At 58.3% G+C, this 18,217-nt stretch carries 9 protein-coding genes; 7 read left to right on the top strand and 2 right to left on the bottom strand.

Annotated features, from left to right (window positions below; genetic code table 11):
* The first annotated feature begins 92 nt into the window (after positions 1-92).
* The gene (locus tag L6990_RS00355) at positions 93-3,590 is read left to right on the top strand and encodes a UrvD/REP family ATP-dependent DNA helicase (protein WP_237202096.1); all 3,498 of its coding nucleotides are present in this window, start codon (positions 93-95) and stop codon (positions 3,588-3,590) included.
* A gap of 8 nt (positions 3,591-3,598) precedes the next feature.
* Complete coding sequence (locus tag L6990_RS00350) at positions 3,599-7,306, top strand: ATP-dependent DNA helicase (RefSeq protein WP_237202095.1); 3,708 nt, start codon at positions 3,599-3,601, stop codon at positions 7,304-7,306.
* 93 nt (positions 7,307-7,399) lie between these two features.
* On the opposite strand, the gene L6990_RS00345 is transcribed toward L6990_RS00350, so the two are convergent.
* Entirely contained in the window at positions 7,400-8,392 is a 993-nt protein-coding gene (locus tag L6990_RS00345; protein ID WP_237202094.1) for a phosphotransferase, read from the bottom strand.
* A gap of 37 nt (positions 8,393-8,429) precedes the next feature.
* Between L6990_RS00345 and nudC the strand changes: the two genes are divergently transcribed.
* Genes nudC through L6990_RS00330 form a run of 3 tightly spaced genes read left to right on the top strand, consistent with a single transcriptional unit; the run spans position 8,430 to position 12,028 of the window.
* The gene (nudC, locus tag L6990_RS00340; protein ID WP_237202093.1) at positions 8,430-9,587 is read left to right on the top strand and encodes an NAD(+) diphosphatase; all 1,158 of its coding nucleotides are present in this window, start codon (positions 8,430-8,432) and stop codon (positions 9,585-9,587) included.
* Between the two features lie 42 nt (positions 9,588-9,629).
* Entirely contained in the window at positions 9,630-11,459 is a 1,830-nt protein-coding gene (locus L6990_RS00335) for an ATP-dependent helicase (RefSeq protein ID WP_336604460.1), read from the top strand.
* Positions 11,459-12,028 (top strand): M48 family metallopeptidase, encoded by a 570-nt coding sequence (locus L6990_RS00330; protein WP_237202092.1) that lies wholly within the window; start codon positions 11,459-11,461, stop codon positions 12,026-12,028. The genes L6990_RS00335 and L6990_RS00330 overlap by 1 nt, the downstream gene beginning before the upstream one ends.
* Positions 12,029-12,202: 174 nt before the next feature.
* Here the strand turns inward: L6990_RS00330 and L6990_RS00325 are convergent, their stop codons facing one another.
* Positions 12,203-13,600: a zinc-dependent metalloprotease gene (locus L6990_RS00325; RefSeq protein ID WP_237202091.1), complete on the bottom strand. Its 1,398-nt coding sequence runs from the start codon at positions 13,598-13,600 to the stop codon at positions 12,203-12,205.
* Positions 13,601-13,819: 219 nt separating this feature from the next.
* On the opposite strand from L6990_RS00325, the gene L6990_RS00320 reads away from it, so the two are divergent.
* Both L6990_RS00320 and L6990_RS00315 read left to right on the top strand, forming a co-directional pair.
* Positions 13,820-14,902, top strand: a complete 1,083-nt coding sequence (locus L6990_RS00320; RefSeq protein WP_237202090.1) for a YlbL family protein — start codon at positions 13,820-13,822, stop codon at positions 14,900-14,902.
* Between the two features lie 240 nt (positions 14,903-15,142).
* Entirely contained in the window at positions 15,143-18,172 is a 3,030-nt protein-coding gene (locus L6990_RS00315; RefSeq protein ID WP_237202416.1) for a UPF0182 family membrane protein, read from the top strand.
* Positions 18,173-18,217 lie beyond the last annotated feature (45 nt).

Here is an 18,217-nt window from a genome sequence, read left to right as displayed (position 1 = left end):
ATAAAAAATATTTTCTGCCCTTGAGCGCACAATGCTTAAAGTGTCAGACCCCTGTGATGAAATGATGGGGTAGAGCCAAAGGAGAGCTACCGATGACCGCTGAACACCTTCTGGGGGCACAGACACCTGCCCGTCTTCTCTTGGGCGCGCCGGGCACGGGTAAGACCGAGCGTCTGCTACGCGCAGCCCAGGAGTTTTTGGACGGCGGCGCTGACCCTGCCCGCCTGCTGGTGCTGACCCCTTCGCGTGTCTCTGCCACCCGCTTCCGCGAGGAGCTTTCATCGCGTATCTCAGCCACGGTTTCTACCGCTCCGGTGCGAGCCTGGCAGGCCTACGCCTTCGATCTTCTGCGCCGGGCCCATGTGCAGGGCTACCTGCCGGGGGTCGAATTTTCCCCCAAACTTTTGAGCGGCCCCGAGCAGGATGTACTGATTAGAGAACTTCTTGAGGGCCACCAGCAGGGGCATGGTACTAGCCTGACCTGGCCCCAGGATCTGCGTGAGGCTCTTGACACCAGGGGTTTTAGGCACGAGGTGCGAGATTTCTTTGACCGCCTGGCAGAACACGACCTCTCAGCCGAGGCGGTGCAGCAGCTGGGGCAGCAGGCAGGGCGCCCTGAATGGATGGCGGTGGGCAAGCTTTATGCCGAGTACCGGCAGATTCGTGCCCTGCGAGCGCCCCAGGCCTTTGACCCCGCTGCCCTTATTCATGAGGCTGTTAAGGTTCTGCTGGCTAACCCTGAGTTTTTGGCGGCCGAACGGTCTCGGTTCGATGTGGTGCTAGTGGATGATGTGCAGGAGCTGACTCCTTCTATTTATCGGCTTCTCTCTGCCCTGGCGGGGAGGTCGCTGGATGATCTGTTGAGCCGTAGCCGCAGCTCGGTGCAGGGGCTGGGCGAGCACGCCGCAGAGCAACTTGCCGCAGCCTTTACTGCCGCTCCCCGTGTCATTTTGACCTGTTGCACAGATACAGTGGTGCAGGGCTTCCGCGGTGCGGTGCCTCAGCTAGCATCTGGGCTGGGTGACATGATGGGGGAGCTGGTTCAAGAGCAACTCACGGTCTCTTACCGAATGCCAGAGGCCGTGGCTAGCAGCTGGGCGGCACTTGTTAGCCGCCTGCCCGCCGTCCCCGGTGCGGTGCACCCGCGTCAGCTTTCGTTTACTTCACGGCAGGTTGAAGGCGATCAGGCTTTGCTTCATCTGGGGGACGACGGCGCCCTACTTGACCCTGAAAAAGCGGCGGATCCTCACCCGGCGGTTTTGGGGCTGACCGTAGAAAGTGCCCAGCACGAGAGCCGCCTGCTGGGGCAGATGATTTTAGAGGACCACCTCTACCGGGGTAGATCCTACCGACGCTCTGCCATCATTGTGCGCAACGGTTCCGATGTCACTCGTATCAAGAGGGCGCTTACCGGTTTGGGTGTACCCGTGCAAACAGCAGCTTCTATCACCCCGGTGCGCGATGAACCGGCAGCTCGCCCCTTCCTCGATGCTCTAGGGCTCCTGCTGCACACCAGGTCGCTGGGAGAAGCCCCTAAGACCGTTCAAGCAAAGGACAAGGGACCGGCTGAAGAGCAGAACCAACTGACCGAAACGGGAGAAGTCTCACCCTTCACCCCGGCGCCGGGTTCTGCTTGGGGGCTGGGGGTTGATACAGCGCTGTCTCTGCTCACTTCTCGTCTGGGTGGAGCCAGCACCGCTGAAATTCGCCGTCTGCGTCAGCATCTACGGGCCGCTGATCTGCGAGCAGGGAGGGGGCGTAACAGCGATGAGCTTTTGGTTGAAGCCCTGATTCACCCCGAGCTGCTACCCACCAGCGGGGCGGGTAGGGCCGCTAGCAGACTGGCATCTGTCCTCAAAGCAGGCAATATCGCACTGGATCAACCGGGTGCGACCGCTGAAACAGTGCTTTGGGCGCTCTGGGAGGCGTCCGGTCTAGCCGCTGAATGGAAGAAACTAGCCGCTGGTACCGGAACAGCTGCAGATCGTGCTAACCGTGATATTGACGCTATGATTGGGCTCTTTGAGGCCGCAGAACGCTACACCGACCAGATGCCCGGTGCCACTGCCGAGCAGTTCCTCACCTACATTGATGCCCAAGACCTGCCCATGGATACCCTGGCAGAACGCACTGGCAACCGAGATGCAGTAGAAATTATGACCCCAGCCTTGGCCGCCGGCAGGCAGTGGGAGACGGTCTACATTGCTGGCTTGCAAGAAGGCACCTGGCCTAACACCACCGTGCGTGGTTCTCTGCTAGGAACCCAAGATCTGGTTGATCTGGCGACCGGCGCTGCCTATGGTCCCGGGCGGCTGCTAGAACGTCTCAAAGAAACCCGCTTTGATGAGTTCCGCATGTTCTCCACTGCCGTCTCCCGTGCCAGCTACCGCGTGGTCTGCACGGCGGTCTCGTCCGCCGATGAGGCAGCCAGCGAACTGCTCGATATCTTCGCCCCGGCCCCCGGCGGCGAACGGTCCAACACCGAGGTGCGCCGCCCCATGACTCTGCGCTCACTGATTGCGGAGTTGCGTCAGTGGGCTGAAAGCCAGCACATCTCGCCCAGCAAGGCAGACGCCGCGGCCCGCTTGCTCAACCGCCTGAGTAACACAGAGAACACCGCTGGTCTGGTCTTACCCGGCGTAAACCCTGCTCATTGGTGGGGCCTTTTACCGCTATCGTCTTCAACCCCTGCCTTCGAGGGGGACGGACCGGTGCCGATTTCGCCGTCCCAACTAGAGAAGATCCACCGCTCACCTCTAGACTGGTTCGTCTCAGCCTCTAAAGCTGAAGCTGCTACAGACGCATCACGTTCCTTAGGCACACTTATTCACTCTATTTGTGAGGACTTCCCGGATGCCCCTGGCCACCAGTTGCGAGAGGAGCTTCACCGACGGCTCCCCACCCTGGGGTTACCAGACACCTGGGAGAGCCGCAAGACCATCGAACGGGCTGAGCAGATGGTCTCAAAGTTCGCCAGCTACGTGGCTGAACTGCCCGGTAAGGGGCGCGAACTCGTGGGAGTTGAAGGTTCCTTTACCGTTCTGGTGCCGGGCCCTGCCCGGGACGCCCTGCTTTCGGGCCGGGTTGACCGCATCGAGAAAGACCAGTTAGGGCGGTTCATCATTATTGACCTCAAAACTGGTAAGTCTAAGCCCTCTAAAGCTGACCTTGAAAAACACCCCCAGCTCGCTGCCTACCAGGTGGCTCTCGAAGCAGGCGCTGGCCAGCTCATGCAAGAGGCCCTCACACAGGACCAAGCAGGGCAAGAGCAGTCTTCTGACCAGCGTCCTGGCGGCTCTGTTAGCCGAAAAACTCTCGAATTTACCGGTCTGCGCGAGCTCTCCGGCGGTGCCCTACTGCTACAGATTGGCGACAGCACTAAGAGCTACGGTGAACAGGCGCAGGCTCCCCTCGATACTGATAGCGCATGGGCAGTAGAACTCATTAACCGGGCTGCAGAACTCATTGCTGGTGAGCAACTACAAGCTCGTCATGCCGGTGGCGGCGCCTTTGGTATTGGCTGCGCCCTGCCCGATATCTGCCCGCTATGCTCCCGCGGCAGGCAACTGACCGCTCGCTCGGCCCTCTAAGGATCAAGATGATGACTACTTCACTCCCTGATAGCCAGCACCCCTACCTGACTCCGGAGCAGATTGCTGATGCCCTGGGCCGGCCCCGCCCTACCCCCGAACAGTCCGAGATTATCTCAGCACCGCTCACTCCGCGTCTGGTGGTGGCTGGTGCAGGTTCGGGAAAAACAGCGACCATGGTGGATCGGGTGGTCTGGCTGGTGGCTAATGGGCTGGTGCGTGCTGACCAGGTGCTAGGCGTTACCTTCACCCGTAAGGCCGCCGGTGAGCTACGCGAGCGTATGCGCGGGCGCCTAGAAGAGTTGCGCCGCCAGAACCTGGTGCGCCAGGCTCCGGGTGCGCAGGACGAGCCGGTAGGCGACCCCGTAGTGTCGACCTATCACTCCTACGCAAATTCTCTGGTGGCCGCCTACGGTTTGCGCATCGGTATTGAGGACGACGCGCAGATGTTGGGCGGCGCTCAGGCCTGGCAGTTGGTGGCGCAGTTGGTCGAACACTACGATGGAAAGCTGCCTGAAAAAGAGGTGGCAAAATCATCCATGGTGAAGTCGGTCTTGCAGCTCTCGGGGGAGTGCGCTGAGCACCTGGTGACCCCGGAGCAGGTGAGTGACTGGTGCCAGGAACAGATTAACCGAATTCAAGGATTGGGCAAGCCTACCGGTAAGGGTGCAACCGCTGAACAGCGCACTCTCGTTCAGGGGCTGCAACTGCGCATTTTCTATGCTGAGCTGGTGAAGCGCTATTCCCAGGTCAAACGCAGAATGCAGGTCATGGACTACGGTGACCTTATTGCTTACGCCGCTCGGATCGCCCAGGAGGTGCCGCTAGCCGCCTCTACAGAGCGGGAGCGGTTTGCAGTGGTGCTTTTGGACGAATTCCAGGACACCTCCCACGCCCAAATGCAGCTCTTCTCTGATCTGTATGGAGCCAGAAACGGTGCTGCAGAACATCCGGTCATGGCAGTGGGTGACCCCAAACAGTCCATCTACGGTTTCCGTGGCGCCTCAGACGGTCAGCTCTTTAGCTTCTATGACTTTTTCCCCACCACCGACTGCACCGCCCGCTATCTGACGGTTGCTTGGCGTAACGATACCGCCATTCTGGCGGCAGCTAACGCCAACGCGGCTCCGCTAGCTCTGCAGCCTTATTGGGTTCGTTCCCAGCACTCCATCGAAGTGCCCAACCTCGTGCCACGCCCCGAGCCGGGCAGTGGCCGGGTTGAAATAGGGGAGTACCTGACCGACCGGGAAGAAGCTGAGGTTATCGCTGAAAAAATTGCCCAGCAGCGAGCGCCCTTCGCGCACCGTCCCCTAGCTGAGATGCCAACGATGGCGGTACTATGCAAAAAGCGAGCCCAAATGGAACCCCTGCGGGACGCCTTCGAAGCCAAGGGCGTGCCCTACCAGGTGGTTGGCTTGGGAGGTTTGCTGGATACCCCCGAGATCGTTGATACGGTCGCGGTCTTGCGGGTGCTCTCAGACCCGGGGCGCTCTGACGCGCTGATGAGACTGCTGTCCGGCGCTCGCTGGCGTCTGGGCGTCAGCGACCTGCTGGCCTTCGCTGACTGGGCGGGGGCACTCAAACAGCAGCGCGAGTACGAGATTCGTTTTGGTATCACCGGTGAGGCGGCTGCCCTGCGCGTGGAACAAGAAACCCTTGATGAACTCGATGAGGTACGCTCACGGGGGCTGAGCAACAGGCAGGACATCACCCGCCTCAAAGAAGCCGAACAGACCACCGATTATGAACGTTACCGCCGTATTCTAGATTCTGCTGCCCCCGATACCTCAGACGGGGCGTCGCTGGTTGAGGCTCTTGAAAACCTGCCCCCTGAGGGTTGGGCTAGCCCCCGCACCGGCCGGTCATTGACGAATGCGGCTCGTGGCCGTCTGCAGGCACTAGCAGCAGAAATTAACTACCTGCGTCAGTTCACCTCCGATGACCTCTCTACCCTGCTCTATGAAATTGAGCGCACCATGCTACTGGATATTGAACTGGCAGCCCGCCCCGGCGTCCGCTCACACGCAGCTCGGCAGCACCTGGATGCCTTCCATGGGGTCGCAGCTACCTACGAGTCCAGCGCCCCGCGCATCAATGCACTCCTGTTAGCAGCAGCTAACGGTCTAGACGCTGACGAGGCTGAAGAAACCGTGCGTTTTTCGCTGACCGCTACCGGCGCATCAGCTAGCGGCATCAGCGGTTTTTTGGCCTGGCTTGATGCGGCTGCCGCCGAAGAGGGTGGGCTGGATATGGTGGTGGAAGCGCCGCGCCATGATGCGGTGCAGTTGCTGACCGTACACGCTTCTAAGGGTTTGGAATGGGACCACGTGTATATCCCCGGTATAGCTGCCGGTGAATTCCCCGATGGTAAGGACGAACGCTGGACTAAGAAAGGGGATACCCTGCCCTGGCCACTGCGTGGTGACGCCAATTATCTGCCGCCCTGGCGCGATGACTTTGAGAACCTTAAGGACTTCGGCGAGTTCATGGGCGTCATGAAGGAACAGGCCATTGAACATCGTGTCGCCGAGGAACGCCGGCTCGCCTACGTGGGCTTCACCCGGGCACGGTCTCTCCTGGTGCTGACCAGCTCAGCGTGGAAGGGTACCGGGGCTAAACCCCGGCAGGTCTCAGACTTCCTGCAAGAGCTACTAGACCGAGGTCAAGACCTGGCAGGTAGCGATAGCCAGGACGCCGTTCAGCTGCTGGCGCGTGTTGACGAGGCTCAGCTTGAAGCCGGTAACCCTCAATCAGCCACCCTACTCACAGCCCTCTGGCCCTTTGACCCCTTTAACGGGCCAGAAATCCGTAGCTGGTCCTCTCTAGAAGATTTGGAGGCCGCCGGGGTAGAAGCGGTCAGTGAATCCGGTATTTCTCACGCGGAGCTGCGCTCGAGCGGAGATGAAGCTCCCCAGCTCACCCCGCGTCAGAGAGTTGAGCGCGCTGCCAAGAACGTGTTCCTGGGTGGGCTAGAGCCAGGAGAACTGTCTCGTGCACAGGCCGCCACCGATAGCAACGGCCAAGAGACCGCTGACATCGAAGACTGGGAAGAAGAGACGAGGCTGCTGCTTGAAATCTTGTGTGCCCCAGCAGATCACCAAGAGTTTGAGCTACCCCAGCACATTTCAGCCTCCCTCCTGGTTCAGCTAGCGCAGAACCCTGAGGCAGTCATCGATAACCTGCAGCGCCCCATGCCCCAGCGCCCCGGCATCGCAGCCCGTCAGGGCACCCTCTTTCACACCTGGGTTGAAGAACACTACGGTCAGAGCGCCATGCTGGACTTGGGGGAGGAAGACTTCGAAGATGATGACACCGCAGAAGAGCTAGACCTACCCACCCTGCGCTCTAACTTTTTAGCTAGCCGCTGGGCAGAGCTAACGCCCTGGGCCATCGAGTACCCCCTGGAGACCCCCATCAATGGGGTAACGGTGCGCGGCCGAGTGGATGCTATCTTCCGTTACCAGGATGAGAACGGCCAAGAAACCTGGGAACTGGTGGACTGGAAGACCGGGCGAGTACCCAGCACCAAGGAGATGAGCAAGAGAGGTATTCAGTTGGCGCTCTACCGCATTGGTTTCGCTCGCCTGCACCAGATTCCCCTGGAGAACATCAGTGCTTCCTTCTTCTACGCCGCTGATGGAAAAGAGAAGGCGCTGGAGAGCTTTGTCAGTGAAGAGAAGATTGCCAAGATACTGGGTCAGGCCCGTCAGCGCTAGCGAGGATCACTGAGCAACTTATCTGCAGCCATCCTCCTGCCTGGCTGCAGTTTCTGCCTCACAGTTAAGCCTGGCTGCAGCAGGCTCAGTGGCTTAGAAGTCGTCGGCTACTTTGTCTGGTAGCTGGGCAGCCGGCTGCGGGTCAAGAGCCCCTACTTCGCGCAGTTCAGTTTCAAGGCTGGTGAGCATCGAGACCGCCTCCGATACCATCACACGGTCTTCAAGCTCAACTCCGCGAATCAGCCACTGAGCTAAACCGAACTCAGCGTAAAGGTTAGCGCGGGACTCAAGGTGTTCGTCGGGCTGCTGCGGCATCTGGTCGCGGTAAAGCTCGAAGATGCGGTCACGGAAGTCAGTATCTGAGCAGGCAAAAAGCCAGGAGAAATCTTGGGCAGGGTCGCCTACACAGACCTCCGACCAGCCGGTTACCTCAACAATAGTTTTCTTGTCGAGCACCAGGTTGTCTTCGTTGAGATCTCCGTGAATGACGCGGGGGCGGAACTGCCAGAGGGATACATCATTGAGTTGCTTTTCCCAGCGTTCTAACAGACCTGAGGGCACCTTACCGGTTGCTACGGCGCGGTCCAGTTCAGCCAAGCGGCGCTCGCGAATCTGTTCACCGGTATAAACGGGTAGGTCAGCCTCTTCTACGATGGTTTCGGGGAAGACGTGCACGGTGGCGATGATGCCAGCGATAGCTTCTGCGATGTCGGTTTTGCCCCCGCGGTTGCCGTAGCTGATATCTGCTAGCTCATCAATATCGATGGGCGCACCGGGATTATGTGAGTAGATAAAGGTTTGCAGACCGCCCTGGGGTACCGTTCCGACGATGGTGGGTACCAAAAAGGGGAGCCGGGCGCGCAGCCCCGGAGAGAAGGACTGCAGAATCATGTGCTCTGCTTCAAGTCGCACGCTAGCTTCTGGGTTTTTGGGGGCGCGGACGCGCCAGCGTTTATCAGCGGAGTCGATAATGATCGCTGAGTCGAAGTCTACGGTGTCATCAGCTGAGGGGAGGGCGGCTACAGGGTAGAGCCCTGGCACGCCAGCTGATACGATTGCGGCAAGTTGAAGCGGTGTCGAAGTCACACTTCCAGGGTACAAGAGATAGAGGGGCATAGAACCGATGAATGCCGAAAATATGATGAATCTGTCGCTGACGGGGCATTTTTCGCCCCTGGGTCGTCTACCTTTTGTGCCGCATCGTCTCTCCGAGCAGGGTAGCGTGCGCGATGAACCTGGGTTCTTAGCGGCAGTAGTGGCGCAGTTAGTGGACGGCGGGCAGCCGGCTACTGCGGCTGACGACGGGCAGCTCTACCCTTGGGAGCACCTGCCACTGGTACTTGCGGTGGACCGCGGCAGGGTACTGGTGAAGGGCATGGGAGAGGGGCAGACTCCTGAGCCCCTAAATCTTGCGGCGCACTACGGTCTGCAGGCTGAGCACTGGCATGACTACGCAGTTACTGATAGCCACCACACCGCCCGGCTCGTTTTTGCCGGTTTACTGGCCCTAGAGGATGGGGATGCCCCGGTCCTTGCCCTGACCGGTGACTTTGAATATTTTTTGGACCTCGGGCATCAACCCCTGAACCTGCAAGGCTTCGATCAGCAGGAGCAGACCGTGGCAGACATCCTCGCCGCTCAAACCGGTGGGCAGTGGGAGATGATCCGAGACTATGCCGCCTACGGCTATGAGGGCAGCGGCTTAGCTTTCGCCTGGGGTCAGCCGCTGGCAGCTGCTGCTTCTCTGGCCAATTGGCACGGTTCGCACAGGTTTGACCCCGCGACCGGAGAACCCACCCTAGCCATACGCGCCGGTTGGGCGCGGGTGACCCAGAGCGGCCGGGAACTTTTCCCGCGCACCGACCCCGCCGTCATTACAGCGGTCACCGCTCAGGTAGACGGCGAAGAAAAAATTCTGCTGGGTCAGGCAAGAGCTTGGGGTGCGGGGCGCTTTTCTACCTTCGCCGGTTTTGTCGAGGGCGGTGAGTCTCTGGAGGACGCCGTGATTCGGGAGGTCTGGGAAGAAAACGGTGGGCGTGTGGTCGGCATGGCTTATCTGGGCTCCCAGCCCTGGCCCTTTCCCCGTTCGCTCATGTGTGGTTACATTGCTGTCATTGATAACCCGCAGCAGGTGAAAGCTGACGGAGCCGAAATAGAAACGATCCGCTGGTTCACCCGCCAGGAACTCATTGCCGCCCACCAACATCAAGAAGTTCAGTTTCCGGGTCAAAGTTCGATTTCCCGTCGTCTGATTGAACACTGGTTGGGGCAGCCCCTGTAAACGGTAGACTGGTTGACTGCCCCGTCTAACCAAGGAGTCCTCGTGCTAGAAACTGATCGTCTGCGTGCTGAGCCCATTGAGCTAACGCAGCGTAGCGCTGATTCTATCCTTGAGGGCCTTGACCCGGAGCAGCGCCGGGTTGCCACTGAAATATCCGGCCCCATGTGCGTGTTAGCAGGTGCGGGCACCGGTAAGACCCGGGCGATTACCCACCGCATTGCTTACGGCATTGCCATCGGGCGCTATAACCCTCGCAGTGTTCTGGCGCTGACCTTTACTACTCGTGCGGCAGAAGAAATGAAGGTGCGCCTGCGCGCTTTGGGGGCTGTAGGCGTGGTGGCCCGCACCTTCCATTCGGCTGCACTGGCCCAACTAAAGTATTTTTGGCCGCAGGCAATTGGCGGCTCAACCCCTGAGATCCTCAAAAATAAAGCGCAGTACATCATTGAATCCGCTAGGCGCTTAGGCTTGGGCACGGATCGCGCGATAGTGCGAGATTTAGCCTCTGAAATTGAGTGGGCTAAGGTCTCCATGTTGACCCCCGATACCCTGATGCCAAGCCTGGCTAACCGGGAGTTGCCAGCGGATATTACCCCCATTGATATGGTGCGCCTTTTTCGTACCTATGAGGAGCTCAAGGACGAGCGCAACGTTATTGACTTTGAAGATATTCTCTTACTGACTATCGCCATTATTGAAGAGAACCCGCAGATTGCTGGGCAGATTCATCAGCAGTACCGCCACTTTGTGGTGGATGAGTACCAGGACGTCTCGCCGCTGCAGCAACGCCTGTTGGACGCTTGGCTGGGTCAGCGCGATGACATCTGCGTGGTGGGCGATGCCTCCCAGACTATTTACTCTTTTGCCGGGGCTACCAGCCGCCACCTGCTTGATTTTCCCCGCCGTTTTGAGGGCGCCACGGTGGTTAAACTGATTCGTGACTACCGCTCAACACCCCAGGTGGTTCAGCTGGCTAACCGTCTGCTGGCAGCGCGCCGGGTTCAGCCTGACTCTACTCGCTTCTCTTGGGCACCGCCCCTGGAACTCAAGTCCCAGCGTCCGGGTGGGCCGGATGCCGCCTGGTTTGGTTACGCTGATGATGAGCAAGAAGCCGCCGGTATCGCCGAGGATATCAAGGATCTCATCGAGAAGGACGGTGTGCCAGCAGCTGAGATAGCTGTGCTCTACCGTACCAATGGCCAGTCGGCCGCCTTAGAACAAGCCCTGAACGATGCAGGAATTAAGTACCAGCTACGCGGGGCTGAAAAATTCTTTGATCGAGCTGAAGTGCGCGCTGCACTCAGCATGCTTCAGGGGGCTGCCAAGGGGGCAGACCCCGCTGAGAGTGTGCCGCAACTGGTGTGCGATAACCTGAAATCACTGGGCTGGGCAGAGAAAGCCCCAGAGCGCAGCGGTCAGGTGCGTCAGCGATGGGAATCCTTGGAGACCCTGGTAGCTCTGGCTGACCGTCTCACTCATGAGAGGGAGCAACAGCGCCAGCAGGCAGCAGCTAATGATGCTACTGAGCTGCCGCCCGAACTCACCATTTACGAGTTCGTGGCGGTGCTCTTCCAACGCTCAACCCAGCGAGACGCCCCTTCCATGAACGGAGTAACCCTGGCCTCGCTCCACTCAGCCAAGGGCCTGGAATGGGACGCTGTATTCCTCTGCGGTCTTAACGAGGGGCTGATGCCCATCTCCTTCGCTAAGAATAGCGATGCGGTCGATGAGGAACGTCGCCTCTTTTACGTCGGTATCACCCGTGCCCGCAAACATCTAACTTTTACATGGTCTCGCTCGCGCACCCCAGGTGGGCGAAGCGGCCGGCAGCGGTCCCGCTTTATCAACGATATTGCCCCCAAGGGCGTCTAGTGGCCTCATCACTCCAGATCATTGAGGCAGGGGAGGGTCGCCCCGAAATTGAGGTCGTGCGTTCAGCGCGGCGCAGGCGCACGGTGCAAGCGCAGCCGCTGGATGATGGGCGGGTGCGACTTTTAGTACCCGCTACTAGCAGTCAGGCAGATGTCTGGGGCTACCTTGAGAAGCTCCTGCCCAAGGTTCAAGCGCGCAGAGAACGCAGAGAAGCTAATCTCCGGCAGGTCACCTCTGATGACTTTTTGGTAGGACGAGCCGCCCAGCTTCGCGCTCAATATCTGCCGGAGTGCCCCGAACCGGCCTCCGTCCGCTGGGTGAGTAATCAGAAACAGCAGTGGGGTTCGGCTACTCCGGCTCAGCTCAGCATCCGAATATCTGATGTCTTGCAGGGGGCACCCACCTACGCCCTAGACGCAGTACTTTTTCACGAACTCTGCCATCTGGTTGAAGCCAACCACAGTGCCCGCTTTAGGGCTTTAGAAGCCCGCTACCCGCAGCTTGAAGAGGCACGAGCCTTCCTGGAGGGCCTTACCTTCGGCCAGCACAGACCTGTTAGGAACAAATAAAAAAAGAGGGGTATGAAGGCTATTTCCAGTAGCACCCTTAAATGCCACACCCTCCTGAAGTCGGGTGATTCCGAGCCCTCTTGAGTGCTCGCGAACTCGCACCCAGGCTCTCCATCAAGCCAGCTACCGGAAATAGCCTTCATACCCCCTTATCGTGTGGTTCAGGTTAAAAAACTAGTTTTTGCCGGAGTTATCGTCTTCAGCACCGGGTTCTTCGTCGTAGCCGCCGGAGAGAAGCTTTTCGAGGGCTGCGTCGAACTCGTCTTCGCTGGCGTTGAGCAGGGCTCGGCGGGAGATGAAACCTTCGGGGTCATCGAGGTCCTCGCTGGTGGGTAGCGTCTCGGGAGCTGCCCAGAGGCCATCGCGAGCCTCAAAGCCGTGGGCCTCTTCGTAGGAGCGCCAGAAGCCCAGAGCCTCGCGCATTTTGCGGGGGCGGAGCTCCAACCCAACGAGCTGGGAGAAGGCATGCTCAGCAGGGCCGCCGGTGGCGCGGCGTCGTGCCATGGTCTCAGCCAGCTGAACTGCCATGGGCAGGTTTTTGGTGGCTTCTTCGGTGATGAGGGTGACCCATCCCTCGATAAGGGCTAGCAGAGTTTCGAGGCGGTCCAGGGCAAGCTGCTGGTCCTCAGTGTTCTGCGGCTTGAACATATCACCGCTGAAAGCCGCCATCATTTCTTCGGGATTGGTGGGGTCAAGCTCAATCTCTGAGGCAGCTTCTTGCATCCGTTCAATATCTACGTGGATGCCGCGTGAGTAGCGTTTGATGAGTTCTATAATGTCTTCGCGCAGCCAGGGATTAGCCTTATGCAGACGGGTGAGGGCTACTTCACGCACAGCTAGGTAGAGCATGACCTCCTGAGCAGGAATCTCAAGCCCTTCACCAAAAGCAGCAACACCGCCGGGGAGCAGGGCCGAGCGTCCTTGAGCTAGGGGAATGCCGATGTCGGTGGAGGAGACAACTTCACCGGCAAGCTGGCCTATAGCCTGGCCCACCTGCATACCGAACATCATGCCGCCAATTCCAGCAAAGATGTTGCCACCGCCCAGCATGCCTTTGATTTCTTCGGGCATCTGGGTCTGAATAGAGGTATTCATGGCGGTAGAAACCGAGGACGCCACGGGGCCAGCAATTTCTTTCCAGGTATCAAAGGAGTTCTCAACCCACTCTGCCTTGGACCAGGCTTCAACGTTAAAGGCGGGGCGGTCGAAGGCGGTGACGGGGTCGAGCCAGAGGTCAGCCAGAGCGGCTGCATCACGAACAGCGCCTTCCTGGTTGGACATCATGGACGGGTCAGAGCCCGCGGTAAGCACCTGCCGGGCGTGCTGCTTAGCCAAGTCCCAGTTAACCGGTTCATCGGTGGGCTGGGCGCTCATCATGGCGTTGACCTGCGCGAAGATGCCAGAAAGCATCGCGGGGTCGATGGGCATCCCCATATTTTTCATGGCCTCAGGGTCAAAAGCACCGTTGGCGCCCATACCCATAGCGTTGGGGTCGAAGCCTGATTCTTGAAGTTTTCTGAAGAATTCTTCCATGGGGTCATTGCCGGAGTTACCAAATGGATTGTTGGTCATGCTCTGCCTCGCTTGTTGGGTAGGGGCGCAGCCTCAAGCTGCACAGTTCTTCTACCAGCCTACTTGCTCAGCCCTCTAACTGCCCCGTAGTTTAGCCCTGGGCGAGTGGGAGTCTGCTGGGTAAATAATGGATGCCGAGTAGGGGAAAGCAACTGAAGCGCTGGCTTAGAGATTCCCGCAGGGTAGGGGCAGGGTTACTTTGCTTGTAGGCTATTGCTTATGGTTTTTTCTCAGAAGGTTAAGAAGAACGGGGCACCTGCAGCCCGCACCGATTTGCGCAGGGTCAGTGCCTGGGCAACTCTGGCGTTGGTGGCTGGTTCTTTTGTGGCGCCGGCTAACTTTGTGACTGAGCAGCCCGGCCCCACCTTTAATACCATCGGTGATTTTAATGAGAAGCAACTAATCGAGATTGAGGACGCAGAGACCTACCCGGTCAGTGGCGCCCTTGATATGACTACTGTGTCCGTAGCTGGTGGGCCCAACTCAACGGTAGGAGCCTTGAATGTGCTTTCAGCCTGGCTGAGTGATTCGGGCTCGGTGCTGCCCAGTGACCTCATGTATGCCCCCACCGTGACCAACGAACAGGTCAGTCAGCGTAATTCGGCAGAGATGACCAATTCGCAGGAGGTGGCTCAAGCGGCAGCGCTCACCTACCTTGGTGAAGATTTTACTGAGCATCTGACTGTTTCCGCGGTGGCTGAAGGCGGCCCTAGCGAGGGGCTCATCGAGGACCAGGATGTTATTCTGCGGGTCAACGGGAAGAAGCTAGATGGTTTTGAAAGCCTGACAAAGGCAATTAATGAGCCTAAGGGGGATGCCGTGACCGTCACCGTCCAGAGGGATGGAGCGGAACGGGAGTTCACTATCACCCCCGTCTATAACGAAGAGAACGATAGCTATCTCTTGGGGCTCTATCTGGCACGCAGCTTTGACTTTCCGCTGACCGTTAATTACGGCTTAGAGGAAGTGGGTGGCCCCTCTGCTGGCATGATGTTCGCCCTCGGTATTATCGATGAACTCACCGAGGGGGAGATGACCGGGGGAGAGCACTTCGCTGGTACCGGCACCATTGACACCGATGGGGCCGTAGGCGGTATTGGAGGTATCGCGCAAAAGATGCGGGGCGCCTTGGACGCCGGGGCTACCGTCTTTCTTGCACCCGCTGAGAACTGTGATGAAGTGGTGGGTCGAGTGCCTGCTGGGCTGAGCGTGGTGAAGGTAGAGACCCTTACCGATGCTGTGGAGGCAGTAGAGCAGATTGGCAAGGGCTCAGACCCGGCGACCTTCCCCACCTGCTCCTAAAGACCAGTGCACTGAGGTTTTATCTCCCTCTGCTAGCTGAATGTTACCTTTCACCTCGAAACCCCCTGTTTTCTTTGGCAGAATGGTGCCTAATACCTTGAACCGTTTCACCACGGTTCAGTTATTTATGTAGCCGCTCAATCTGCGGCGCACCATTACAACACCGAAGGAACATGTGTGAGTACCGGAAGCACCGCTAACACCTCTTCACGCGCTCCTCGGCGTAGAAATAAACCCCTCATGATGACAGCCGCTATCGTTGCAGTTGCCATCGTAGTTTTTGTTTTTGCTACCCAGGTGTACACCGACGTCCTCTGGTACAACCAGCTGGGCTACCTCAAGGTGTTCATCACCGAAAATCTCACCCGCATTATCATTTTTGCTGTGGTGGCTCTGATTTCAGGGTTAGCGATCTGGGCAAGCCTCTTCTACGCTTACAAGCGCGGCGAACTGCAAACTCCCAACCCCAAGCGTCCTCAACAGCGTGGCCCCAGAGTCGATGCTGAGGGCAACCCGCTGCCCGATCCCTACGCTGATTTTCAAGAAATGTTCAATCAGAACATGGCACGCTACCGCGATAGCGTTGATTCGATGCGTAAGGTGCTGTTGATTGCAGTGCCTCTGCTCCTGGGTGCTTTTATTGGCACCGGGGCTATGTCCCAGTGGGAGACCGTTCTACTTTTCTTCAACGGTGAGAGCTTTGGCGCCACCGATGCTGAGTTCGGTATTGATCTGGGCTTCTTTATGTTCACCCTGCCCTTCCTGAATCTGCTGACCGGTGTTCTGCGCACCATCGTCATTTTTGCAGCGATGGCAGCTCTGGTCATGCACTACTTCTACGGTGGCATTCTGGTACACGAAAAGGGCATTACCACGACTAAGGCTTTCCGCCGGCACTTCGCTATTCTGGGTGGCATCTTCTTGCTGCTGACCGCGGCTGTGCTCTGGCTGGATCGTTACAACACTACTCAGGACCAGTCCGGTTCTTGGGCTGGCGCTATGTACAGTGACGTAAACTCCATCATCCCGGTCAAGGCCATTCTCGCTATTGCGGCTCTGCTGGTCGCGGTTCTCTTTATCGTGGCAGCCATCAACGGTAATTGGCGTCTTCCCATGATTGGTACCGCGGTGCTGGTTATTGCTTCTCTGGTTGCTGGTAGCCTCTACCCCTGGATCGTTCAGCGCTTCCAGGTAGTACCCAACGAGCAGGCTGCTGAAGAACCCTACATCCAGCGCAATATTGACGCTACTCGCGCTGCTTACGGTCTGGATGCCATCGAGGTCACTAATTACGACGCGAAAACTTCAACCGTCGCTGGAACCCTATCCGGTGAAAGTGAGACTGTCTCGAATATTCGCCTACTGGACCCCAACGTGGTTTCCGGGGCTTTCGCGCAGCTGCAGCAGTTCCGCCCTTACTACCAGTTTGGGCAAAACCTCTCAGTGGACCGCTACGAAATTGACGGCACCCCCACGGACACCGTTATTGCCGCCCGTGAGCTAAACCCCGCGCAGAACTCCGGTTCGTCCTGGGTTAACCAGCACGTGGTCTACACCCACGGTTACGGCGTTATCGCAGCTTACGGCAACCAGGTAGAAGCCGACGGTAAGCCCAAGTTCATCCAGTCTGGCATCCAGGCAACCGGTGACATTAGCGAGAGCTATGAGCCCCGTATCTACTTCGGTGAATCATCCCCCGACTACTCCATTGTTGGTGGAACCCCCGAGGATGAGCCGCTGGAGCTTGACCGCCCCCAGACCACGGACGATGAGAGTGGTGCTGACGCCAAGTACACCTTCAGCGGTAACGGCGGGCCTAACATCGGTAACCCCTTTAACCGTCTTGCCTACGCTATCAAGTACCAGTCATCTGACATTCTGCTTTCTGATGCGGTGCGTCCTGAATCCCAGATTCTCTACGATCGCAACCCCTCTGAGCGTGTTCAGAAGGTAGCTCCCTACCTGACTGTGGATGGCAACCCTTACCCTGCGATTGTTGATGATCAGGTGGTTTGGATTGTTGATGCTTACACCACCAGCAACCAGTACCCCTACTCCCAGTCAGCTGAGCTTGATAACGCAACTGCTGACTCTGACACCGCCACCGGCATTGCCCAGGCGCTGCCCAGCGAGCGGGTTAACTACATCCGTAACTCGGTGAAGGCAACGGTCAACGCTTACGATGGTTCGGTTAACCTCTATGCCTGGGATGACGAAGACCCTGTGCTGAAGTCTTGGCAGAAGGTTTTCCCCGAGACCGTGAAGCCTTATAGCGAAATGAGCGCTTCACTGATTGATCACGTACGTTACCCGCAGGATCTTTTCAAGGTTCAGCGTGAGGTGCTCAACGCCTACCACGTGACTCGCGCTAATAGCCTCTACGCCGGTGATGATCTCTGGTCTATTCCTAACGATCCCACCAACGATAGCGGCCAGCCGCTTCCGCCTTACTACATGTCTCTGCAGATGCCAGGGGAAGATTCAGCGAACTTCTCGCTGACTACCTCCTTCATCCCGCAGCAGTCAGATAGCAACACCCGTAACGTTATGTACGGCTTCCTGTCTGCTAATGGTGATGCTGGTACCGGTCAGGACGGCGAGAAGCGCGAGAATTACGGCAAGCTCTCCTTGCTGGAGCTTCCCCGCTCGTCAGTTGTCCCTGGCCCCGGTCAGGCTCAGAACGTCTTTGACTCTGATACAGCGGTCTCTACCGAGCTGAACCTGCTACGTACCGGTGCATCATCGGTCATCAACGGTAACCTGCTGACTCTGCCTGTGGGCGACGGTATTCTCTACGTCCAGCCTGTTTACGTACAGTCATCGGGCGATGCAGCCTACCCGTCACTGCGCCGCGTACTGGTTGGTTTCGGTGAGAACGTTGGCTTTGCTCCCACGCTTGATGAGGCACTGAATGAGCTCTTTGGCGGTTCTTCTGGCGCTGAAACTGCAGCGGATGCCGGCGTGAATGAGGCTGAAGCTGCTCAGGCAACTGACACTGAAGCTGCTGATACCGGTTCTTCTGGCTCGGCTCCTAGTGATGCTGCTGGTCTGCAGGGTGCTCTTGAGGACGCTCAGACCGCCATGGAAGATGCAGATGCTGCTATGAAGAATGGTGACTGGGCTGCCTATGGTGAAGCTCAGAATCGTCTGAATGAGGCTCTGCAACGGGCTCTTGAGGCTGACGGTGTTGAAGGTACCGTTGCTTCTCAGCCCGCAAGCGGTGCTAGCGCTTCGGCGCTGGCAACTGCTAGTGCGTCAGCTAATCGCTAGTGCTAGCCTCTGATCTAGGGAGACAGAGCTAAGCGAGAGGGTGGT

Source organism: Rothia endophytica, assembly GCF_928381505.1.
Classification (GTDB): domain Bacteria; phylum Actinomycetota; class Actinomycetes; order Actinomycetales; family Micrococcaceae; genus Rothia; species Rothia endophytica_A.
Note: the sequence above shows the minus strand (reverse complement) of the source record. Positions and strands in the feature narration are given on the sequence as shown.